A 23,258-nucleotide genomic window follows, 5' to 3' on the forward strand; every position below is an offset into this window, starting at 1 on the left:
TGTGCTGAGTTTTGATTTTGGCGGTAAGAACAGCTGTGATGACTTTGAAATTCTAATAGCCAGAAGGCCAGATCTTCCTTCTCCAAAACGTAGGGTAAATACAATAAATATTCCCGGCAGGGATTCAAACTTAAGATTTGATGAAAACACCTATGATGATATAACACTGACTGTTGAGTGCTCAGTAAGGGATACGCAGAATCTGGCAGATAAAATTGATGAAATAAAGTCCTGGCTTTTTACAACAGGTGAGAGTGATTTGATATTCAGTTTTCAGTCTGATAAAAAATATATTGCCCAGGTAGTAAATGCCATTGACTTTAAGCAGGTGTATAAATACTTCAGTGAGTTTCCTGTAATATTTAACTGCAGACCCTTTAAATATGCAGTGGAAAATCACATGATGAATATAATCAGTTCAGGCACAGCTGTAATAAACCTCGGAACTTTGGAAAGCGAACCTGTAATGAACATCTACGGCTTGGGTGATATAGTACTTAAAATAAACGGACAGCAGATAAGTCTTAAAGATGTAACTGAAAAAATTATAGTAAATTCAGTTACACAGGACTGCTATGATGATGCAGGAAATAATCTAAACGGAAAGATGACAGGGGAGTTTCCGAAACTGAAACCCGGGGAAAATATAATTGAATGGAGCGGAGATGTTGTTAAAGCTGAGATTCTGCCAAACTGGCGGTGGCTGTAATGATGTGTGTTTATGATAAAAAGACTGCAAAAGGGAACTTTGATAACAGCGGCCTTGGAGTATTAAGTAACGCTGTGAGCTGTTATATAACTGAAGAATTAAACGGTGATTATTCTCTGGAACTTGAGTATCCTGCAAATTCTAAAAAGGCAAAATACCTTACAGAGTGGAATATCATTAAAGCAGAAGGACAGCTTTTCAGGATATATAAAGTGGAAAAAAGTAGTGAGGTTAAAAATATCATCAAGGTATGGGCAAAACACATATTTTATGATCTTCTGTATTACTTTATAGAAAATATTCAGGCTGAAAACTGCAGTGTTAAGACAGCTCTACAGAAGTCCCTTGTAGGAGATTTGATAACCATATATTCTGCAGACAGCGATATTATAACTTCAAACTCCATAAGCGTTGCAGAGAAAAATCCTGTGGAAGCCATATTTTCAATAATTGATATATGGGGCTGCGGGGAACTTAAAAGAGACAACTTTGATATCAAGATATTAAAAGCTGTGGGTAATGATGCAGGAGTTCTCATTGCCCGGGGTAAGAATATAACAGGCTTGAAGTTCAATACAGACACTACAAGTGTTGTGACAAAACTCTATCCCGTAGGTAAAAATGGTGTAAAGCTTACTGAAAAATATATAAATGTACCAAACTGGAACAGTGACGCTTATCCGCCTTTTCCCATAATAAAAAAGGTGGAATTCAAGGATGCAGAAGATGAAGTCGCATTAAGACTGCTGGCCCAGGAGGCAGCAGAGGTAACAGGCTTAAGCAGGATAAACATTGATGTGGATTTTGTTGAACTCAGCAGGACAAAGGAGTATGAAAACTATAGACATCTTCAGACAGTAAATGTAGGAGATTTGGTTATAGTAAGACATAAAGACTTTGGCATTGATGTAAAAGTACCTGTAATTAAAATAAAGAAGGATATTCTAACAGGTGTAAATGCTAAAGTTGAACTCGGACAGCCAAAGGACAGCATATTGAATAAGCTTGATACGGCAAATATTAAAACAACCCTGGATGAACTGGGAAATAAGGTAGCTGAATCTTTCAGCTCAATGCTTTATTATGCCAATCCTGTGCCGCTGACTGTAGGTACATCACCTGTTGAGCCGGTTTATCTCGGAATAACGGCAGTGGCAGATACAAACCTGTCGATGAATTTCAGTATGTACTGCACAGCAGAAAACTCATGTACAATAACAATTCAGATTCAGCTGGATAATGTGGATATTGTATTTACACCCAGGCAGAAATTGCAGCAGGGGGATAATGTTATAGGTATGCCTCTTGGAATACCTCAGGTTCAGCAGGGAGCACATTATATAGCTGTGTTTTTAAAGGTGGATACAGGTACGATAAATATACCGATGTTTAATCTTCAGTGTATGATTGACGGAAGAAATCTACAGGGTGGATTAAGTGCCCAGCACCCACATGCAGAATGTCTTGAGAGTCAGAAACTTGTGAATATAAACAGCTTGTATTTAAGCAAAGTAAAAAGTAACTATATAGGAACGGAATTTCAGAATCCTCTTACCCAGACACTCGGAATTCATGAAACAGCAGATATATCAGCAATTATAAGTGGAAAGCAGATGAGTACAAATCATGACATTTCAATTAAAAAGTATGGGGATATTCTGTATTTTACTCCACAGTACAAGTACAGATATTCAATAGATGAAAATGTATTAATACTGGACAGTGATGGACTTTATTTCAGAACAGTTTATGAAGGAGTGCCAGCTGATGAAACAATAGATTCAGGTAAAATGTACAGCTTTGAACTTCTGGACAGCAGTAAATTTGCAGGCATTGAAAAACTGGAGGTGGAATAATTGGGTATATACACTGAAGCTGTGATTTCTCCAAAGGGAAACAGCGGCATGACTTTGTTAAGTTCCCATAATGATGACAGCACAATTAATTTCCCAGATATTGGTTTTGATTTTTTCTATAATGGAACAAACTGCAGAACTGTAATCAGCGTAAGCGGAAATTCCTGGGTTGGTTTCACCGGTGCAGCTGAACAGCTTAAGATAAACAGGAGAGATACAGGAGCAGATAGTATCTATTATGCCAGAGAGACAGTAAGTGGCAGACCAACATTCAGAATCAGATGGGAAGGACATCAAAGCTATAGCAACTGGGGTATTCTTGATCTGGTATGGGAACTTATACTGTTTAATGACAGTGTGATGGTGCTTGTAATTGATAAAATACCTAATACAGGTACGAACTCCTTTACAAATCCTGTGCTTGGAACTACTGCCCTAACTCTTGAAAACAGTAAATCCTATGCTTTTATCCCCGGGCAGGAACAGGGAAAAGCTTATACTGTCAAGGAAGGTTCCTATATTCAGACCGATATAAAATATCTTATAGTTGACGGAAGTGATATCAAACACTGGGATACTGTAAGCGAAAGCTATGTCAAAATTTCAGAACCGCCGCTGACAGCAGAAAAATTTCAAACCTATGGTGATGATATCTGCCATAAAGAAAGAACAGGACTTGTATCTTCATCTCCAATTTTAAAAATATGGTCACCTTCAGAAGAACTGCCTGCACCAAAAATAACCCAGATAATTGTTTCTAAACCTATAATAGTAAGAATGCTGGAGGATGTTTCATTTAGTGAAATCTATATACAGAATATCACAAATGTTGTATTGACCATGGACAGCACAGGCAGTGGAATCATAACTTTTATAGTAAGCACAGACAGCGGAGTTTCGTGGAAAGCCTGGAATGGCAGTTCATGGATACTGGTGGATATAACAAATATGGAGGATGTGAAAACTAAAGGAATGAGTGTTTCAGTACTTCAAGGAATTACTGAAGCACAATGGACGTCCCTTGGTCTTTCAAATAAAAAGATGAGATTTGGGTGGTATATGGAAGTTGCAGCAAGTACAGATGTTTTGAAATTAAAAGAATTGAGGATTAATTATAATGTAATATAGAAAAGTAATAATTATGTGATTTATGTTGAAAAATGTTTAAATAATTTAATGCCATTAAATTTCATGATATGCTAGAATTAGTTATGACGGAATTGTAATTAAATGTGAAGTGAAGATTGTTTATAGATTTTCAGGTAAATAGTAAATTGTAGAGGTGATAAATATGTTGATGCAAAAAGCTACCCCAGAAATGGTTGAGAGGTGGAAAGAAGTCTGGAACGAATATAAAGATAAATTACTCCCAAGTCGGAAGTCTGGCAAAGAAGTTGTGAAATATTTAAAAAATAAGTATGTTCTAGAGGAACTACATGATAATGCAAAACAGGTAGTAATTAATAATGTACTTTATAACAAACCATATGCTGATAAATTACCTATGGGAGCAGAATTGTCTGCAATTACATTTATAGTAGAAAATCAAGGTAATGGAAAATTTCTTTATGAAAATCAAGACGAGGTTTTTAAGGGAAACAATATCTTTGTTGGAGTTGAGCTAGAATCAGGATTTTTCTGCGTTGAAGGTAGTAGTCTACTTTGGGATGAACTATATGTATTTCGAGGCTTGGACGAAAATGACATTCGGAATTATTTTTGTGTTGCAGAGTATATTTCCTGTCTGAAAAAATTTGGACTTCTTGAAAGTGTCTTAGGTCAAATTCCAAATTTAGATTAAGTATTGTAAATAGTAATTTATCGAAAGAGGTAGCTTCAATGGTTAATGGAATAAGTTTGGGAAATATAATGGTGGACTGCGATGATGAACAAAAGCTGTGTGAGTTCTACCACAAACTACTCGGATGTGAAAAAAGCAAAATGTTTGGTCGTCCCGCATTGAGCAATAAAAATGGAATTGTATTTTTGTTTATCGAGGAAGAAGATTATATTCCGCCTATATGGCCAGAAGAAGAAGACAAGCAGCAGAAACAAATGCACTTTGATTTTCAAGTTCCAAATGTTGCAGCAGCAGTTGAATATGCTAAATCCCTCGGTGCCAAGAAGGCGATATTGCAATTCGGCGGAAGTGAATGGGTCACTATGATAGATCCTGCAGGACACCATTTTTGCCTTTGCACTCAAGAAAATAAGGCATGATTGTAACATAAATAGTAAATTTGTGCTATATTTTCGAACTGTTGATTATTCATAAAATGTGGCAATTGTTTTTTATAAAAAGCAAAGGAGAATTTCAAAATGGAGAAAACACGAGTTTTTAGAATGCCTTTTTCAAGTATCTATCCGCTCTATATACAAAAAGCAGAGAAAAAAGGAAAAACAAAAAAAGAAGTAAATGAAATCATTTTTTGGCTTACCGGTTATGCTGAACATTCATTACAGCGACAAATAATTAATGAAGTGGATATGGAAACGTTCTTTAAACAAGCACCTCATATTAATCCTAATGCTTCACTCATTAAAGGAGTAATTTGTGGATATCGGGTGGAAGAAATAGAAGATGAATTAATGCGGCAAATCCGATATTTAGACAAATTAATTGATGAGTTAGCTAAAGGTAAAACAATGCAGAAAATATTAAGAAAATAAATGCTATTTGATCTTTTGCCTAAATAACGTGTTATGAGCATAACACGAAGCTGACAAATTCCAAATTTGTCTAATTGAACAATACTCTATTTAAACGACTAAAGTCTATATCTAATGGTATAGGCTTTTTTATATTTAAAATATCAGGGGGGAGGAAAGCAATGCCTTACAAACAAAGTTTATCCTATAGCAAAGATCTAATAAAAGGAACTAAAATAGAAGTATTGAAGAAAAAACTGATAATGCCTTTCACAGGCACAGCTACAGTAAAGCTATATGATTCACTTACAGGAAAACAGACATATGAAGCTGAAAGTGAAAACAGGATATCTGCTGTATTTGGCAACATAGCTTATCTTGACGGTTTCTACTATCCTATGCTGGATAATGATCAGGATAATCTGCTCACTCGAATATATACAACTTATCCGTTCAGGATGATGGTTCTTACCACAGGAGATATTCCAGAAGATCCTTATGACTATTTTACCTGGGGAAGTATTGTAGGTTATGCTGACAGCCTATATAAGTACAGCAGCAGTGACAGTTTGAAGGGCAATGTAAATAGTTCTGAAACGACAAGAAATGGAGATACAAAACATTATGTTATGGATTTTCCGACAAATGCAGCCAATGGAACTTTTAAAAGCATATACTGGACAGGCGGTGCAGGAGTCGGAAGCAGTGCTCAAGTTCCCAAGATAAATCCGCTGTATACCAGGAAAACTTTAGAAGCAGGCAGCAGTGGAAATTATCTGCCTGATTATAACTTATGTACAGATGAAACAAATCTTTATGCCCTGGAAATTAATTCAGAAACACTGCATGTATACGACAAGATTACAGGTGACAAGAAAAGTGATATAACTCTTCCTGCAGCCGCTAAAGCTATAGCGTATGACGGTACAAATTTCTGGATACTTATAAGTGACGGTTCTTTTAAAAAGCTGGATAAAAATTTTATTGTAGTAGAATCATATCCTAAAAGTGCTGCAATTCCAGGTGAACTTGTATCAGGTGTGCATTATTATGATATAGCAGTAAATGCTGCCAATGTGTATATAACGTACAATGGCTGCACGGATTCCTCAGGTTCAAGTTCCAAATATAAAAGCTGCATAGCAAAATATAATAAAGACGGTACTTTTTCAAGCAAAGCTGAAATATACACAGGAAGTTTAGGTAATATTATTTTAACTAAAATGCCCAATAATAAATTGTGGGTAATGATAAATTATGGTACCTGTTTGCAGCTTAATAATGATATGAGTATTTACGGAATATCAGATTTTAGTTCTACTGATTATCACAGTATTATCTGGGATGAAGATACATCAACCTTGTTTACAGCCGGCGATAATAATTATGGAGAGTTAAAACAGCAGTATATTGTCCCAGCTTCAGCACATACACTACTTCCGGAGGCAGTAACTAAAACCCCCACAAATACTATGAAAATACAATATGATTTCACCTGTGACTATGTATATCCGCTGGATATGCCGCAGCATTAATATAAGATATGGAGGAGATAAAATGAAAAATTTAATTAACAGTTTTCAATTAATATTTACGGCCATTGGAGCATATACCGGGTGGTTTTTGGGAGGCTTCGATGGCTTTTTGTATGCACTGGTTACTTTTGTGGCAGTTGATTACATTACAGGACTTATGGCAGCAGTTCTTGAGAAAAAGCTTTCAAGTGAAATTGGCTTCAGGGGAATATTTAAAAAAGTGCTGATATTCGTGCTTGTGGGAATAGGAAACATAATAGATGTCCATTTGCTTAAAAACGGCAGTGCAGTACGCACTGCTGTTGTATTTTTTTATATCTCTAATGAAGGTATCAGTATAATGGAAAACTCAGCTAAGGTTGGAGTTCCTGTACCTGAAAAACTGAAGAATATTTTAGAACAGATGGAGCATATACCGGGTGGTTTTTGGGAGGCTTCGATGGCTTTTTGTATGCACTGGTTACTTTTGTGGCAGTTGATTACATTACAGGACTTATGGCAGCAGTTCTTGAGAAAAAGCTTTCAAGTGAAATTGGCTTCAGGGGAATATTTAAAAAAGTGCTGATATTCGTGCTTGTGGGAATAGGAAACATAATAGATGTCCATTTGCTTAAAAACGGCAGTGCAGTACGCACTGCTGTTGTATTTTTTTATATCTCTAATGAAGGTATCAGTATAATGGAAAACTCAGCTAAGGTTGGAGTTCCTGTACCTGAAAAACTGAAGAATATTTTAGAACAGATAAATGAGAGGAGAGATAAATAATGGCAAGATTATGCTTTGATTATGGACACGGTGGATTAGACAGCGGTGCCTGCTATAAAGGCAGAAAAGAAAGTGCTGATGTATTGAGTATAGGAAAAGCTACAGCGGCAGAAGTCAGAAAATATGGAGTAACTGTCGATGAAACAAGAACTTCAGATGTCACGGTAAGTCTTGGAGCGAGGAGCAGTTTTGAAAACAGAGGCACTTATGATTATTTCATATCTTTTCACAGGAATGCATACCAGCCTGAAAAAGCCAGAGGAGTGGAAACTTATACCTATCTAAACACAGGAACAAAGGCTAAAGCACTGGCACAAAGCATACAGACCTCCCTTGTAGCTTTAGGTTTTATAAACAGGGGAGTTAAAACTGCGAACTTTCATGTTCTCAGGGAAACCAAAGCACCTGCTGTTTTAATTGAGATGGGCTTTATTGACAACAGTGCGGATAATAATCTGTTTGATGCAAAGAGAAATGAAATAATAAGGGCGATAGCCAAAGCTGTATTATCCCAGTTAGGGATCAGTTATACAGAAAAAATAACCGCAAAGACTCCAATACCGCCAAAGCAGATATCCACTGAAAAAGCTGTTTACAGAGTTATGGCAGGTTCTTTTTCATCAAGACAAAATGCTGAAGTTCAACTGAAAAAGTTAAAGACCGCCGGTTTTGATGCTGTGATTATGGTATTCAAGTATTAATTCATAATACAAATATCATGAATATATAAAAGTTTAGGCAGGAAATGATGGTGCTTAATTTTTATTTTTTTAAATTTATTTTACAAAAATGTTTACAAATATACTGATTAAAAGTATAATATCAGTATATTTGTAAAGAGGCGATGTAAATGAATTACTTGAAAAAATTAGAAAATTTAATTAAACAACGTAATGGTACAGTATTTACATCAGATTTAGTACATCTCAATATTCCACGAACTTATTTATCTAAGCTTGTGAGTATGGGGAAATTAGAACGGGTCAGCAGAGGTGTATATATTTTGTCTGGTGAAATTGAAGATGAAATGTATTATATGCAGATTAAATATCCAAAGTTAATTTATTCACATGAAACAGCTCTATTTATACATGGCTTATCTGATAGAACACCTTTTGAATATTCGGTAACTGTACCAAGCAGTTACAAGGTTGTAAAGAGTATTTCTGAGAACAATAAGATTTATTATATAAAAAATGAATTGCACTCTTTAGGTGTTACTACAGCAAAAACTTCTTTTAGAAATAATATTAGATTGTATAATGTGGAAAGGACAATCTGCGATATTGTGAGGAGCAGGAATAGGGTAGATATTCAAATCTTAAATGAAGCTTTAAAGCGATATATTAAATTGAAATCTGCAGATTTTACCTTGCTGGGAGAATATGCAAAAAAAATTCATATTGATAAAATAATGAAAAAATATATGGAGGTTCTTCTATGAGCGGTAAAGCTATGAGTTTAAAGGCAAAAATTAAAAAACTTGCTAAAGCTAAAGATATGTCTGCACAAGTTGTTTTGCAAAATTATATGTTTGAGAGATTTTTAGAACGTTTATCTAAATCTGAATATAAGAATAAATTTATATTAAAGGGCGGTATGTTGATAGCTGCCATTGTTGGCATAGATAATCGTGCAACAATGGATATGGATGCAACTTTAAAAGATTACCCATTAAATGAAAATTCATTATTGAAAGCTATAAGTGATATTTGTTCTGTTGATATAGATGATGGCGTAATGTTTTCTTTTATTAAGGTTGAATCCATTAGAAAAGATGATGACTATGGTGGCTACAGAGCAAGTATACAATCTGTTTATGACACTATCATAACTCCGATGCAAATTGATATTACAACAGGAGATGCAATAACTCCGGGAGAAATACTATATAGCTTTAAAATGATTTTTGATGATAATACTATTAATATCTGGGCATATAATATAGAAACAGTTCTAGCAGAAAAATATGAAACCATATTAAGGCGTGGAGAGTTCAACACAAGACCAAGGGATTTTTATGATATATATATTTTAACAAAAACACAAGCTTTTAATAAAAATTTGTTTAATAAAGCAATTTTGAAAACATCAAAGCATAGAGGAACAACACACATCTTTGAGAATATTAAAAAAAGAGTATCAATTATAGAAAATAGTAAAGATTTGAAGAATCTATGGGATAAATATAAGAAAAATTACAACTATGCAAAAGATATTTCATTTGAGGACATAGTTTGTGTCTTGAAAGAATTGTTAGCATCAATAAAATAAAGTTGAAAGATACTTCATTTTTGGAGTGTCTTTTATTATGCTATCTTTTTTGAGACTTTATCTATATGACTTGACTTCTATCAGGTTCAGAGTGATGTATAGTAATACAAATTTGACAGAAAGGAGTGGAAGCCTGTGAGAGTCAGGATTATACAGCCTGTGAAGGAAGCAGATAAAAAGAAACGGGTTTGTGCCTATGCAAGGGTGTCAACAGGAAGTGAAAAACAAGGTGAATCCTTGGAAAACCAGATAACTTACTATAAAAAACTTATATCAGATAATCCGAATTATGAGTATGCAGGTATATTTGCTGACAGGGGCATTACGGGAACTGTTGATAAAAGACCGGAGTTTCAGAAAATGATGGAACTCTGCAGGGAAGGAAAAATTGATTTGATCATAACAAAATCCATTTCGAGATTTGCACGAAATACGGTGATAACACTGCAGGTAGCGAGAGAGTTAAAAAACATGGATGTTGAAATTAGGTTTGAAAAAGAAAATATAAATACTTTATCAGGGGATGGAGAGCTGAAGCTTGCCATCCTCTCTTCTTTTGCCCAGGAGGAGAGCAAAAATATAAGTGACAATTTAAAATGGAGAGTCAGGAAAAAGTTTCAGCAGGGAGAACTTATTATAAATACAGCAAGGTTCATGGGATACGATAAAAATGAGTATGGAGAGTTAGTTATAAATTTGGGAGAGGCAGAAATAGTAAAGAGGATTTTCAGTGAGTACTTAAGCGGTAAGGGAAGTTTTACTATAGCAAAAGAACTAAATCGAGATGAAATATGTACCATAGGAAATAAAAAATGGCACAGCAGCACCGTACGTGAAATATTGAAAAATGAAAAATATAAGGGAGATGCCATATTGCAGAAATACTGCATCCTGGACCATCTGAAAAAGAAAAAAATAAGAAATAACGGAGAAGTTGACAGTTACTACATTGAAGATAACCATTCTCCCATAATTTCAAGAGATGTGTGGGAGAGAGTTCAGAAGGAAATAAGAATAAGAGCTGAAGCCAAGGGTAATTTTAAAGGAGACAAATATAAAAGAAGATATCCTCTGACAGGAAAGCTGTACTGCAGTAAATGCGGGGCTGTTTTAAGGAGAAGAACCTGGAACAGCAAATTTAGCTACAGAAAAATAGTATGGCAGTGCAGTAATTATATTGAAAATGGAAAGAGTGCCTGCCAGGGCACTGTAATTGATGATGAAACAGCAGGCAGGCTTAATATAAAAGAAGAAATCATTGTTAGGGAGGAATTTATAGATGGCAAGAAACATTACAGTTATTCCTGCAAGAACAAGCAGAAGCAATCCCTCGCAGAATACAAAGTCCCAGAAAAAGAAAATGGCAGCTTACTGCAGAGTGTCTACAGACCAATTAGAACAGTTATCAAGCTATGAAGCACAGGTTAATTATTATACTGTGTTTATAAACGGCCATCCTGACTATGAACTTGCCGGTATTTATGCTGATGAGGGAATTACGGGAACTAATACTAAAAAGAGAGAACAGTTTAATAAAATGATTGAGGACTGCAGAACCGGTAAAATAGATATGATAATTACAAAATCCATATCAAGATTTGCACGAAATACTCTGGATACACTGAATTATGTAAGACAGCTTAAAGACCTTGGAATAGGAGTCATATTTGAAAAGGAAAATATAAACACTCTGGATTCAAAAGGAGAAGTGCTGCTTACCATATTAAGTTCACTTGCCCAGGATGAGTCAAGAAATATTTCAGAAAACAGCACCTGGGGAATAAGACGAAGGTTTGAGCAGGGGAAACTTCATATAAATCATAAAAAGTTTTTAGGCTATGACAAAGATAAAAATGGAAATCTTATAATAAATGAAAAACAGGCTGAAACTGTAAGAAGAATATACAGAGAATTTCTTGACGGAAAAGGGATAAACAGTATAGCTAGGGATCTTGAGAAGGATAAGGTTCCTAAATGGAACGGAACTTTCAAATGGTATGAAAGCACCATAAGAAAAATGTTAGGCAATGAAAAGTATAAAGGAGATGCACTTCTTCAGAAAACTTACACAGTTGATTTTCTCACAAAGAAAAGAGCAGAGAATAAAGGGCAGGTTCCAAAGTACTATGTGGAAGAAAACCATCCTGCAATAATAGACAAGGAGATGTGGGAGGCAGTACAGCTTGAAATAGAGAGAAGGAGAGCATTTGCTGAAAAATATAATCTGAAAAAATCTAATTATGCGACAACGGATAATCCCTTTGCAGCCAAGATTATATGTGGAAAATGTGGTAGTTACTTTGGAAGAAAGACCTGGCGTTCCACTAAGGAAACACCTAGAGTAAAGGTCTGGATATGCAGCAGTAGATATAGAATAAAAGGTAAAAAGGGGTGTGACAACAAACATATATATGAAAAGGTTTTGTATCAGGCTTTTATAAACACCTTTAATGCCATGATTGAAAACAGGGATTACTTCATACAGAAGTGGAAAGAGCATTTGAAAAGCGGGAATGCTTTAGTGAGGTATAAGGCAAAACAATTCATTGGTATTTTAAAAAATGCAAAGTTGATAAAAGAGTTCGATGAGGATTTATTTTTTAGAATAGTAGAAAAGATGACATTGTTTGATGGAGAGAAGATTATTGTAAGTTTGCTTGATGGGACGGAGATAGAAGTAGTAATTGAATAAAAGATTTTAAGAGCCAGTTAAGATGAAGTATCATTTTAATTGGCTTTTTTTATTTTTTGAATATATAAATTAATAATAATTGTGCTATAATTGGATTATAATGTAAACAGCTGTCAGAATATAAGTATGGGGTGTCAAAATGCTTACTATTGAAGAATATATTGCAAGAAGAAAAAAAGAAGATAAACTTGATGAGTTTAATGTTGATGAAAGAAATGAGAATATAAAATGTTGTGTTAATTATATTTTTGAGTATTTCAATAATTATTTAAACATTACTGAGGCTGAAGAGAAAACTGCTTTGAAAGATGAAAAATTGGATAAATATCGTAAACAATTAAGAGACTATGATCAAGAAGTAAGAGAATGGCTTGTGGGAATCTGTTCAGAATATGGAAAGAAGATAAATAGAAATATTGGGAATATTTTAAAGGGTGATAAATTCTTTTTCCTCTATAATTCTGATAAAGAATTTAGAAATTTATCATATGATTGTTATTCCAAATTAATAAAAAAACTTCCCTTTATAAAAGATCAGACTGAGATGCTGTTTTTGTTTATTAAAGATTATCATAGAGTAATGAGTCAGCCGGGTGATGAGTTTAAAGAGCAATATATTTCAGATGAAATACAAGAATGGATTGAGCATACATGGGAAAGATATCAAGTTAATATATGGGCATTTGTATATCAGTGGACGGAATATTTCTGTGATAATGAGGATTTATGGCCTATTACATATAGGAAAAAGAGTATTTATAATTTTAGAAACTATGATTATGATGTAAAGCAAAAAAGTAACCTTTTTAATCTTGATTCTCTATATAGAAAAATGCCTAAAAAAGCATATACTAAAGGAAGAAAGCAGGAATTTGAAATTTTGATGATGTATTATTGGCTCCATAGCCTGGAAGGAGATGATGATGGTTATTGGGAAGAATATTTAAATAAAACTTTACCATATCTAAAACATGATTAAATAGTGAATATGGCAATATTGATTTTATAATAAATAAGAATAAGTTTTGAAAATAAAGGTGAGGACATGGATTATGATGCAATATTAGAAAAAGTTGAATATCTCCAGAATGCAATGATATCATTTGCTACAAATGATGACTATGAGAATGAAAAGTATGAAAAATATAGAATTGATATTATTAATGAGGTAGCACTGACTAAGCTTATACCTAAAATATTAAAAAAATATAGAAGCAGAGGAGAGTTTTGGCCTTTTATAAAAGCTAAATTTGCTCATTATCAACAAAGGAGAGTTTTTATTTATGAACAATTTAGACCATTAATAAATTTTTTAGAGACTAGTGAGGTCTCTCCAGCAGATAATGTTATGTCAATAACAATAGAAAATTTAGGACAAGGTTATATTACAGAGGAATGGAATAAGGCATTACTACGAAGAAATACAGATCCTAAGGGAGCAATAACTATAGCAAGAACTTTATTGGAAACAACTTGTAAATATATACTTGATGAACAAAAAATAAAATATAAAGATAGTGTAGATCTACCAGTATTGTATAATATTACTTCAAAACAATTAAATTTATCACCCGCTCAACATACTGATGATATTATAAAACAGATATTAGGAGGATGTTTTAGTATTGTGCAAGGTATAGGAGCATTAAGAAACAAAATAAGTGATGCACATGGACAGGGTATAGATAGAATAAGTCCTTACGAAAGACATGCAATGTTAACTGTAAATGCTGCAGGTACCCTTGCTACCTTCCTATTACAAACATTTGAAAATAAAAAGATCCAAGACAAAAAATAGGTTTTATTAAAAAATATATATTGCAAACTGATAAAATATATTAAAATTATAGATTTATAAATTACGCCTTGACAAGTATAACTTTTAGAGTGATGAATATTTTTCAAGGAGTGATGCAAAAGTGACAGATGAATTTACTTATAAATTCTGCCTTTATTGTGGTAAAAAATTAGAACAGAACAATAGAGGACGTAGAAAAAAATACTGCAGTATAGAATGTAAAAGAAAATGGGAAAAGACTCATCATAAAACCTATAATCTTCATTGTGAGTATTGCGAGAAAGAATATAAATCTTTTACAAATAAAAATCGTAAATATTGCAGTCATGACTGCTATATAAGGGACAGGTTCTGGAGAAAAGAAGATGCTGCTGAAATCTTAAAAAATATTTCAGAGAATAAAAAAGTTGAGCATGTACCAAAATGGTTGAAAAAGTTATTACTCTCCAATAAAGAAGAGTGAGATTCTTGAAAATTTAAATTCAGTTCAAAAAGAGCAAAAAGGGGTCATAGGTAAAGAGTAATTATATTTAATTTGGACATGTCTGAATAGAGAGAATTCTATTGAAACTATCTGTATATGCGAGGACTCATTCTTAGAACTGAGAAAAGATAACGGCCTTATTTGGAGACTTTGTTATGAAATAATACAATGCAGCAGTTGAAGAAGGTTATAAAGAAGCTTTTTATATGCTAAAATTATGAATGAAAAGCACTTAGCGAAAGGGTGATAAGATGGGACTAATTGAAAGCGAATTATCAATTGTTGCAGTTAAAGAGCTATTTGAATTGAATTTAGCCATCCCGGAATATCAGAGGCCATATAGTTGGAATATTGCCTCAACAAATACCTTGTTTATGGATACTTATGATGCATATAAGCAAGGGCTTAGTGAATATAGGCTTGGTTCTATTATTCTGCATAAGAAAGATCAAAATTATAATATTGTAGATGGACAGCAGCGTATCACTACATTGTCCATTTTACTTTATTGCCTTGGAGATAGAGATAAAGGTTTACTAAATGAACAGTATAGCTCTCTTTCGGTAAATGCCATAATAAATAATCGTGAAATATTAAAAAAGAAAGTATCTGAACTCAAAAAGGCAGAACTTTATAGGTCATACTTATTAGAGAATTGTACTGTCGTAAAAATAGTAACTGATGAAGAACAAGAAGCATTTCAATTTTTTGACTCCCAAAATTCACGAGGCAAGGAATTAGTTCCACATGATCTGTTAAAATCTTATCATTTAAGAGAGATGAATAATGAAGAAGAAAATATTAAAACCAAGATCATTAACAAGTGGGAAAATAAGAACCAGCAGGAACTAGAAGCATTGTTTAAGATTTACCTATTTCCATTGACTCAGTGGTACAAAGGGAAAAATGGGTTAGGTTACTCAAGTGAAAAAATTGGAACGTTTAAAGGGATTAAAATCAATAATATTTATAATTATGCCATTTATCAAAAGGCTGCAAATCTTTTTGTAGAACAACTGAATAATAATGGCAGTGTGGAAATATTAACTGCTAAAACTTTGAATCAATTTCAATTAACTCAGCCAGTAATTGCTGGAAAGAGATTTTTTGCATATACGATTCATTATGCTGATTTGCTTGAGAAGATTCAAAAGAAGATTAATGATTTCCACAAGGATGTTGATGAAATACCTAGTAAGCGATCTGGAGATATCTATATAAAGCAACTTTATGAAAGTATATTGTTATTTTTTGCAGATAGATTTGGTTTTGATTCAATTACTGATTCAGTGATGAAACAATTATATACTTGGAGTTATTCTCTTAGATTGATGATGACAGCAGTGTATCCACAGACTATTAATAAATATGCCAGTGGAAAGCATGAGAGAATTAATGAAGGATTGGACCTTTTCACTAAGATTAATGAGATGAATGAACCTGAAGAATTGAATCTTATTGTTTTTGAGAAAATAGATGAAACACAAACAAAAAACAATTTAAATAAATATCCAAAGGTGTGGAAATTTTTGTGTAAGGAAAACAGGTGGTAAAAAATGAATAAAAGACCTGAAATATTACAAGTATCAAGATTATTTACTAATGTAAAGTATAAAATACCCATATATCAAAGAAATTATGCTTGGGAAGAAAAGCAAATCCAACAATTAATTGACGATATTTATACTTCGAATGGCACATATTTTTTAGGAAATTTAATTGTTAATCAAAAAGAAGCTGATGTTTATGAAGTAATTGATGGGCAACAACGTCTTACTACCTTGTATCTGCTAGAAAAATATTTAAAGATGGATGTTCTTAGAGGCTCATTATATTTTGAGGCTAGAGAGAAATCAAATCGCACACTTTCGATTATCGGAACAGAAGAAACAAATAACCTTTTAGATGAACTGCAATCTGAAGAACTTAACCGTGGTTATAAGATTATTAAAGGATATTTCCAAAGCGAAAGACTTAATTGTACGAGTTTTATAGAAAAATTAAACAATGTGCAATTAATTCGTATCCAAGTGCCACAAAACATAGATTTAAACCACTATTTTGAGATTATGAATACACGTGGTGAGCAACTAGAATTCCACGAAATCGCAAAAGCTAAACTGTTAAGCAAACTGTCAACAAATGAGGACAAAAAGGCAGGTTCTCTTATTTGGGAAGCTTGTTCTAACATGGGCACGTATATACAAATGAATTTTGATTTAGAAACCAGAGATGAACTTTTTTCTAAGAATTGGTCTGGACTAAATACAGAAGTGAATGATTTTGATAAAGTTAAAGAAAAAATTATTAGAAAAAACGTTGATAATTTAACTAATGATACCAAAACGTTGTTTGAAATTTTAAAAGACACAAAGCCTATCAAAACTGATAATTCAAATATCATTGAAGAGAATGAAAGATTTGAATCGATTATTTCTTTCCCTAATTTTATCTTACAAGTGAATGAGGCAATATCAGAATCTGATGAAAAGGAGTCAATGCTCGATGATAAGAATTTCTTAAAAAATATAGAGATAAATTGGAGAAACGAGGAAACATCCAAGGCCTTTCTATATAATCTATTAAAATGTAGAGTTTTGTTTGATAAATACATTTTGAAAAGAGAATTCGCAAGAGATTATAAGGAAACGGGGAAATGGTCGCTGCAGTGTTTAGAATCTTACAAAGATGAGAAAAGAGGATACTTGAAACCGAAATATTTAGGAACTTTTGGTGGAGACGATGATAATAAGAACAAGCAGTTAAGGACACTTCAATCTTGCTTGCGTATTACTTATACATCACCTAAGACAATGCATTGGATTTCACTGGTATTAAAGAATCTGATGAATGATGAGAATAGCAACATTTTAGAGGTTTTAGAAGGGTATTGCAAGGATAAAGTAAACGAATCTAATTACAAAATTGCCAGAGGATTTGATTTAGAGCGTATTGTTTTTACTTATCTTGACTATATTCTATATAGAGATGGTTATTCATACCGAGGGAAACAAATAATCTTGCCTTTAAAAGATGATTGGCAGTTTCAATTTAGAAATTCAATAGAGCATTTTTACCCACAGCATCCGGTAGATATAGAACCATCTATTAAATGGCACTCTGATGACTTGAATGGTTTTGGAAATTTAGCTTTGATAACTGTATCTGGAAATTCTAAATTCTCTAACTTACCGCCAGAAGGAAAAGTAAAATCATATCCAAGCATTATTGAGCAGAGTCTTAAATTGAAAATCATGAAAGAAATGATCAGCATAAATGGCGGTGTGTGGAATAAGGAGATTTCAGATAAACATAAAGAAGAAATGTTTGATATACTTGACAAAGAGCTTTTAAGATAAACACTAATCCAAGCTTTGTTAGTCATATTGAGAAAATGGTGAAAACATTAAAAAAGTAAGTCTGAAAATTCCATGTCTTTCGTATATACAGGGGTACATCTTTACGCAAAAGCTAATATTTTTGAATAATTTTATCTACAGCTTGTCTACTGGCATGTGGAGTGTGTGGTGAAGATAGTACGAGAATAGCCTGATATCAAAGGCTTTGGGCATTATGCCTTTTTTTTCTCGTGTGTTTTATGTTCCCACAGACTGGGATGATAAGCAGGTTAACGACCCCTGGGGGTATATAAATACGCATAACTACGAGGTTTTGCATAATTATTTAGAAATTGTATAAAAGCATAGAGAAAAGGTTCCGAAAAATCAGGGGCTTTATATGCTTATTGAAAACATTTGGTGTTTATAGAAATTTTATGATACTGAGAAATACTATACAATGCGGCTATTTCTACACTATGTATTGGTGTCTGGAAGAGTCGATTTTTTTATTATAGATTAAAGAGTCCTCATTAAAATATTGAATTATTCACACATTCGTGATACAATATTAAACAAAATAGCCGCTTTGGGAGGTTATGTAATGGCTGTTTGCTATAACAAACTTTTTAAATTATTGATAGATAAAAAAATGACAAATGCAGAACTCGCTGAAAAGGCAGGTTTTAGTGCAAATATTATCACACGTCTTAAGAGGGACAAATATGTTTCACTTGACAGCATCGAAAAAATTTGTGGTGTTCTCAGCTGCGGTGTAGATGATATATTAGAATTTGTGCTAGATAGCACAAATGATAGGAGGTAGTATAATGCCTACACTTGAATGGATTGGAAAAGATAAAGTGATTAATTATCATCAACAAGTGCCATTTCGTGTATTAGAACGGAAATATAGTTATGACCAAAATGGTATACATGATGAGGATAACGATAGTGAAAATAAGATTATTCATGGAGATAATTTAGAAGCATTAAAAGCTCTTCTGCCTCAGTATGAGAGTAAGATTAAATGTATATATATTGATCCACCATATAATACGGGTAATGAGGGTTGGTGCTATAATGACAATGTCAATGATCCAAAAATTAAGAAATGGTTAGGAGAAGTTGTGGGAAAAGAAGGTGAGGATTTAAGTCGCCATGATAAATGGTTATGCATGATGTATCCACGCTTAAAATTATTGTATAAACTTCTTTCTAAAGATGGAGCTATATTTATTAGTATAGATTATAGAGAACAGGCAAATCTTAAAATGATTTGTAATGAGATATTTGGAGTATCTAATTATATAACTGAAATTGCTTGTATAAATAATCCCAAAGGTCGTTCTGACGATAAATATTTTGCTACAGCACATGAAAGTATTGTAGTGTATAGAAAATCGTGTAAATTTGAAATAGGGGGTTTTGAACCTGAAGAAAAAATAACTAAAAGATATAATAAAATAGATTTAACTGGAAGGAAATATAGGGAAATAGATCTAAGGAAAACTGGTGATGAAGATCTTAGACAAGATCGTCCAGATATGTATTATCCATTTTTTTTTAACGAAGAAACTGGTGAAATCAAGGTTGGAAAAAATGAAGAAAATACACCAGAAGGGTTTATTAGAATATTACCTATGAAGTCGAAAACAGTTAAAGGTAGATGGCGTTGGGGATGGGATACATCAAAGAATAACATAAGTGCATTGAGTGTTCGCTACATGCCACAAAAAAAACAGTGGGGCATCTTTGAAATGGATTATTTAGATAATAGGGAACCTGTCACCCCAACTACAAATTGGAATTTTAAAGATGTTAATAGTGAGAGAGGGACAGAAATGTTTATTAAATTCTTAGGATTTAATAAACAAGATTTTCCGAACCCCAAGCCTGTGGGGACTATTAAGAGAATAATACAAATTGCTTCAAAGCCAGGAGATATTATTTTAGACAGTTTTTCGGGGAGTGGAACAACCGCACAAGCAGTATTACAAAAGAATAATGAAACTAATGAAAAGCGTAAATTTATTCTAGTGGAAATGATGGATTATGCAGAAAATATTACTGCAGAAAGAGTTAAACGAGTTATTTCTGGAACAAAGAAGTTTAAGGGGCTTGGTGGAGATTTTAGTTACTATGAACTTGGAGAGCAGTTATTGTTACCGGATGGCAATTTAAATGAAAATGTTGAGGTACATAAAATTCGTGAATATGTATATTACATGGAAACTAAAGAATCTCTACAGATTTGCGAAAATATTGACAATAAATACTATCTTGGAAGAAATAAAGATACTGTCTACTATTTTTATTATGAGAAAGATGAAGCTACAACGCTTGACCATGTATTTCTTTCTACAGTGGGAGAAAAGGCAGATGGGTATATTATCTATGCCGATCTTTGTACGCTTTCTGAGAGCAAATTGAAACAATACAACATTACCTTCAAAAAAATTCCTCGAGATATAGCGAGATTGTAAAGGAGCGTGAAATAAATGGAAATGAAAACTTATCAAAAAAATATTATAGGAGATCTTCGAAGATTTCTCGCTCTTCTAACAGAGAATCAAAATATTCCCATGGCATATCGTACTCTTTGGGAAGAAAAGAATGTAATGGTGAGAAGGGATGTTATGCCACCATACAACTCAGTTATTCCGGGTGTTCCTCATGTGTGTTTAAAAGTACCAACAGGTGGAGGAAAGACTTTTATAGCAGCAAATGCAATCAAGCCGATATTTGACTCACTTCCTAATATGAGAGCAAAAGCGGTGGTATGGCTTGTACCATCTGATACTATATTAACGCAGACATATAAGGCACTTACAAATTCAGCACACCCATATCGTCAAAAAATTGATGTGGATTTTGGTAATCGTGTGGAGGTATATTCAAAAGCACAACTTTTAAATGGGCAGAACTTTAATCCAACTGCTGTGATAGAGCAACTTTCTGTTTTTGTCCTTAGCTATGACTCTTTTCGTACAAGTAAAAAAGAGGGACGTAAGGCTTATCAAGAAAATGGGAATCTTGCGTGTTTTGCAAAAACAATGAATAATGCCGATATTTTGCTTGATGATACAGACGAAACGGCGTTAATACAGGTGGTTCGCTCACTTAATCCTGTTATTATTGTGGACGAGAGTCATCATGCGACCTCAGACCTAAGTGTAAAAATGCTAAATGATTTCAATCCATCTTTTGTCCTTGACTTAACGGCTACACCTAAAAAAGGAAGTAATATTATATCTTTTGTAGATGCAAAACAGTTAAAGAAAGAGCAAATGGTGAAGTTACCGGTCATAGTTTATAATCGTAAAGGCCAAAGTGATGTATATTCAGATGCAATTAGCATCCGTGCAAAGTTAGAGGCTCAAGCTAAGCAGGAGCAAGCTAAAAGTGGGAGGTATATTCGTCCTATTGTTTTATTTCAAGCACAGCCGAAGAATAATTCTGACAGTACAACCTATGAAAAAATTAAGAAAACCCTTGTAGATATTGGAGTACCAGAAAATCAAATTGCCATTAAGACAGGAGATAAAGACGAATTGAAAAATGTGGAACTTATATCACCAGATTGTTCAATTCGATGTATAATTACTGTAAATGCCCTAAAAGAGGGGTGGGATTGTCCTTTCGCTTATGTGCTTGCAACGGTGGCTAACCGCTCTTCAGCGGTGGACGTTGAGCAAATTCTGGGACGTGTATTACGGCTACCATATACGAAGACAAATGATAGTGAAGTTCTAAACCTTTCTTACGTGATAACCTCCTCTTCTGATTTTTATGGAACACTAGATAAAATTGTGGTAGGATTAAACAACGCTGGATTTAGCAGCAAAGATTATCGTGTAAAAGATATGGATTTAGAAGAACCAAAACAATATACTGATACTATGAAGCAAATCGAAATTCCTGAGTTATCAACAGAAGAAGATAATATTCCAGAAGTAGATATTGAGTTATTGAAAGGAAAAATTCAAACAACAATGCAGGAGATAGAAATTACAACTCCAATGGAAAGTATCAATTCTGATGATTTGCTAAGCGGGGCAGTTTCACAAAGTAAGGAATACACTGCTGAAATAGAAAGTTTAGAAGAAACTCCATTTACAGAAGTGTCACAGGAAGTGAGAGATAAAATGAATTGTTTTCGAATGAATGAAAAATTTGAAAAAGAAGCCTCTGTATTACTATTTCCTCAATTTATGCTTGTAACGGGAGCAAGTTTATTTTCTAATAAAGAATATAGCTTGTTAGAAATAGATAATCTGTCAAAAGATTTTACTCTAAAGGATAAAGATGTTCAAATTGACTTTTCTACAGCACCTGCAGAATTAGCGAGAGTTGATGTTGATGATTCAAAAGATGCAAAGCCAAGAGCATGGAAAATTACTGGAGCTGATAGCCTCTATTTTAAAGAGTGGTTTAATTCACAACCATCCGAAAAGAGATTTTCATATTGCAAACAATTGATTTGTGGGAAGTTATCTTCTTTTAATTTTGTAAATGATAAAGAATTAAGAGAATATGTTGATAGAATTATTGATACCTTGACAGAAGACCAATTATCTGACATGGAACAATCTCCATATCCTTATATTTTAAAAATACAAGAAAAGGTAAAATCATTGCTTGCAAAACATTCAGCACGGGTGTTTGATAAGTGGTTGGAGCAGGATGTTATCACTTGTAAGCCAAGCTATAAGCTACCTTCAATTGTATCGCCAGTTTCGTTTATTACAACAATTCCTAAATCTCTTTATACAGCTGAAGAGAATATGAATGATTATGAGAGAAAGGTAATTTGGGAACTATCTTCTCTAGAAAATATTAAATGGTGGCATCGTAATATCTCAAGACGTGGTTTCCAAATCAATGGCTATATACACGCATATCCTGATATTATAGTGATGACTAAAAGTGGAAGACTCCTTTTAATAGAGACTAAAGGTGACCACTTGGATAACGATGAGTCCAAAGAAAAAGCAAATATCGGTGCAAAATGGGATTCTATAACAGATAGACAGTTCCGATATTTTATGGTGTTCCAATCAAAACAACCAAATTACCCAGGTGCTTATTCCTATGATAGATTCATAGAAATAGTGAAGGGCTTGTAATACAAATATTAATAATTAGTTGTATATTT

At 33.4% G+C, this 23,258-nt stretch carries 21 protein-coding genes and 1 pseudogene; all 22 read left to right on the top strand.

Features of this window, described 5'->3' with window-relative positions:
- Position 1 precedes the first annotated feature (1 nt).
- On the top strand, positions 2-709 hold the full coding sequence (locus ACSVC9_RS02985; protein WP_446898890.1) for a distal tail protein Dit: 708 nt from the start codon (positions 2-4) through the stop codon (positions 707-709).
- A complete protein-coding gene (locus ACSVC9_RS02990; protein ID WP_446898891.1) occupies positions 709-2,565 on the top strand; it encodes a phage tail spike protein in 1,857 nt (618 codons plus the stop codon). The genes ACSVC9_RS02985 and ACSVC9_RS02990 overlap by 1 nt, the downstream gene beginning before the upstream one ends.
- Entirely contained in the window at positions 2,566-3,693 is a 1,128-nt protein-coding gene (locus tag ACSVC9_RS02995; protein WP_446898892.1) for a hypothetical protein, read from the top strand.
- Between the two features lie 169 nt (positions 3,694-3,862).
- Positions 3,863-4,366: a hypothetical protein gene (locus ACSVC9_RS03000; RefSeq protein WP_446898893.1), complete on the top strand. Its 504-nt coding sequence runs from the start codon at positions 3,863-3,865 to the stop codon at positions 4,364-4,366.
- Between the two features lie 38 nt (positions 4,367-4,404).
- The gene (locus ACSVC9_RS03005) at positions 4,405-4,785 is read left to right on the top strand and encodes a VOC family protein (protein WP_446898894.1); all 381 of its coding nucleotides are present in this window, start codon (positions 4,405-4,407) and stop codon (positions 4,783-4,785) included.
- 99 nt (positions 4,786-4,884) lie between these two features.
- Positions 4,885-5,235, top strand: a complete 351-nt coding sequence (locus ACSVC9_RS03010) for a DUF2200 domain-containing protein (RefSeq protein WP_446898895.1) — start codon at positions 4,885-4,887, stop codon at positions 5,233-5,235.
- Positions 5,236-5,396: 161 nt separating this feature from the next.
- On the top strand, positions 5,397-6,749 hold the full coding sequence (locus ACSVC9_RS03015; protein WP_446898896.1) for a hypothetical protein: 1,353 nt from the start codon (positions 5,397-5,399) through the stop codon (positions 6,747-6,749).
- A 22-nt stretch (positions 6,750-6,771) separates the two neighbouring features.
- Positions 6,772-7,155 (top strand): annotated as a pseudogene (locus tag ACSVC9_RS03020) (phage holin family protein); the annotation flags it as partial.
- Positions 7,156-7,175: 20 nt separating this feature from the next.
- On the top strand, positions 7,176-7,514 hold the full coding sequence (locus tag ACSVC9_RS03025) for a phage holin family protein (protein ID WP_446898897.1): 339 nt from the start codon (positions 7,176-7,178) through the stop codon (positions 7,512-7,514).
- Entirely contained in the window at positions 7,514-8,215 is a 702-nt protein-coding gene (locus tag ACSVC9_RS03030) for an N-acetylmuramoyl-L-alanine amidase (protein WP_446898898.1), read from the top strand. The genes ACSVC9_RS03025 and ACSVC9_RS03030 overlap by 1 nt, the downstream gene beginning before the upstream one ends.
- A gap of 149 nt (positions 8,216-8,364) precedes the next feature.
- The gene (locus tag ACSVC9_RS03035) at positions 8,365-8,958 is read left to right on the top strand and encodes a type IV toxin-antitoxin system AbiEi family antitoxin domain-containing protein (RefSeq protein ID WP_136710926.1); all 594 of its coding nucleotides are present in this window, start codon (positions 8,365-8,367) and stop codon (positions 8,956-8,958) included.
- Positions 8,955-9,788 carry a nucleotidyl transferase AbiEii/AbiGii toxin family protein gene (locus tag ACSVC9_RS03040; RefSeq protein WP_446898899.1) on the top strand — a complete coding sequence of 278 codons (834 nt, stop codon included), beginning with the start codon at positions 8,955-8,957 and terminating at the stop codon, positions 9,786-9,788. The genes ACSVC9_RS03035 and ACSVC9_RS03040 overlap by 4 nt, the downstream gene beginning before the upstream one ends.
- Positions 9,789-9,923: 135 nt before the next feature.
- Positions 9,924-11,204 (top strand): recombinase family protein, encoded by a 1,281-nt coding sequence (locus tag ACSVC9_RS03045; RefSeq protein WP_446898900.1) that lies wholly within the window; start codon positions 9,924-9,926, stop codon positions 11,202-11,204.
- Positions 11,149-12,480, top strand: coding sequence for a recombinase family protein (locus tag ACSVC9_RS03050; protein WP_446899787.1), 1,332 nt, complete (start codon positions 11,149-11,151; stop codon positions 12,478-12,480). Before ACSVC9_RS03045 ends, ACSVC9_RS03050 begins: the two co-directional genes overlap by 56 nt.
- A gap of 139 nt (positions 12,481-12,619) precedes the next feature.
- Positions 12,620-13,459 carry a hypothetical protein gene (locus ACSVC9_RS03055; protein ID WP_179978002.1) on the top strand — a complete coding sequence of 280 codons (840 nt, stop codon included), beginning with the start codon at positions 12,620-12,622 and terminating at the stop codon, positions 13,457-13,459.
- A 66-nt stretch (positions 13,460-13,525) separates the two neighbouring features.
- Positions 13,526-14,278: an abortive infection family protein gene (locus ACSVC9_RS03060; RefSeq protein WP_179978001.1), complete on the top strand. Its 753-nt coding sequence runs from the start codon at positions 13,526-13,528 to the stop codon at positions 14,276-14,278.
- Between the two features lie 121 nt (positions 14,279-14,399).
- Positions 14,400-14,741 (top strand): hypothetical protein, encoded by a 342-nt coding sequence (locus ACSVC9_RS03065; protein WP_179978000.1) that lies wholly within the window; start codon positions 14,400-14,402, stop codon positions 14,739-14,741.
- A 272-nt stretch (positions 14,742-15,013) separates the two neighbouring features.
- On the top strand, positions 15,014-16,315 hold the full coding sequence (locus ACSVC9_RS03070; protein ID WP_179977999.1) for a DUF262 domain-containing protein: 1,302 nt from the start codon (positions 15,014-15,016) through the stop codon (positions 16,313-16,315).
- Positions 16,316-16,318: 3 nt separating this feature from the next.
- Complete coding sequence (locus ACSVC9_RS03075; protein WP_446898901.1) at positions 16,319-18,121, top strand: DUF262 domain-containing protein; 1,803 nt, start codon at positions 16,319-16,321, stop codon at positions 18,119-18,121.
- A 583-nt stretch (positions 18,122-18,704) separates the two neighbouring features.
- Positions 18,705-18,926 carry a helix-turn-helix domain-containing protein gene (locus tag ACSVC9_RS03080; RefSeq protein ID WP_446898902.1) on the top strand — a complete coding sequence of 74 codons (222 nt, stop codon included), beginning with the start codon at positions 18,705-18,707 and terminating at the stop codon, positions 18,924-18,926.
- A 4-nt stretch (positions 18,927-18,930) separates the two neighbouring features.
- Positions 18,931-20,586 carry a site-specific DNA-methyltransferase gene (locus ACSVC9_RS03085; protein WP_446898903.1) on the top strand — a complete coding sequence of 552 codons (1,656 nt, stop codon included), beginning with the start codon at positions 18,931-18,933 and terminating at the stop codon, positions 20,584-20,586.
- A gap of 15 nt (positions 20,587-20,601) precedes the next feature.
- Positions 20,602-23,229 (top strand): DEAD/DEAH box helicase, encoded by a 2,628-nt coding sequence (locus tag ACSVC9_RS03090; RefSeq protein ID WP_446898904.1) that lies wholly within the window; start codon positions 20,602-20,604, stop codon positions 23,227-23,229.
- The last annotated feature ends 29 nt before the right edge of the window (positions 23,230-23,258 follow it).

It is taken from the genome of Clostridium sp. LBM24168 (assembly GCF_052953915.1).

Bases quoted from the DNA above. Each gene is read 5' to 3' on its own strand.
- ACSVC9_RS03000 (WP_446898893.1), top strand. From the start codon at position 3,863: ATGCAAAAAGCTACCCCAGAAATGGTTGAGAGGTGGAAAGAAGTCTGG.
- ACSVC9_RS03035 (WP_136710926.1), top strand. From the start codon at position 8,365: ATGAATTACTTGAAAAAATTAGAAAATTTAATTAAACAACGTAATGGT.
- ACSVC9_RS03080 (WP_446898902.1), top strand. From the start codon at position 18,705: ATGGCTGTTTGCTATAACAAACTTTTTAAATTATTGATAGATAAAAAA.
- ACSVC9_RS03040 (WP_446898899.1), top strand. From the start codon at position 8,955: ATGAGCGGTAAAGCTATGAGTTTAAAGGCAAAAATTAAAAAACTTGCT.
- ACSVC9_RS03070 (WP_179977999.1), top strand. From the start codon at position 15,014: ATGGGACTAATTGAAAGCGAATTATCAATTGTTGCAGTTAAAGAGCTA.
- ACSVC9_RS03030 (WP_446898898.1), top strand. From the start codon at position 7,514: ATGGCAAGATTATGCTTTGATTATGGACACGGTGGATTAGACAGCGGT.
- ACSVC9_RS03060 (WP_179978001.1), top strand. From the start codon at position 13,526: ATGGATTATGATGCAATATTAGAAAAAGTTGAATATCTCCAGAATGCA.
- ACSVC9_RS03055 (WP_179978002.1), top strand. From the start codon at position 12,620: ATGCTTACTATTGAAGAATATATTGCAAGAAGAAAAAAAGAAGATAAA.
- ACSVC9_RS03015 (WP_446898896.1), top strand. From the start codon at position 5,397: ATGCCTTACAAACAAAGTTTATCCTATAGCAAAGATCTAATAAAAGGA.
- ACSVC9_RS03050 (WP_446899787.1), top strand. From the start codon at position 11,149: ATGGCAGCTTACTGCAGAGTGTCTACAGACCAATTAGAACAGTTATCA.
- ACSVC9_RS03075 (WP_446898901.1), top strand. From the start codon at position 16,319: ATGAATAAAAGACCTGAAATATTACAAGTATCAAGATTATTTACTAAT.
- ACSVC9_RS03005 (WP_446898894.1), top strand. From the start codon at position 4,405: ATGGTTAATGGAATAAGTTTGGGAAATATAATGGTGGACTGCGATGAT.
- ACSVC9_RS03010 (WP_446898895.1), top strand. From the start codon at position 4,885: ATGGAGAAAACACGAGTTTTTAGAATGCCTTTTTCAAGTATCTATCCG.
- ACSVC9_RS03085 (WP_446898903.1), top strand. From the start codon at position 18,931: ATGCCTACACTTGAATGGATTGGAAAAGATAAAGTGATTAATTATCAT.
- ACSVC9_RS03090 (WP_446898904.1), top strand. From the start codon at position 20,602: ATGGAAATGAAAACTTATCAAAAAAATATTATAGGAGATCTTCGAAGA.
- ACSVC9_RS02990 (WP_446898891.1), top strand. From the start codon at position 709: ATGATGTGTGTTTATGATAAAAAGACTGCAAAAGGGAACTTTGATAAC.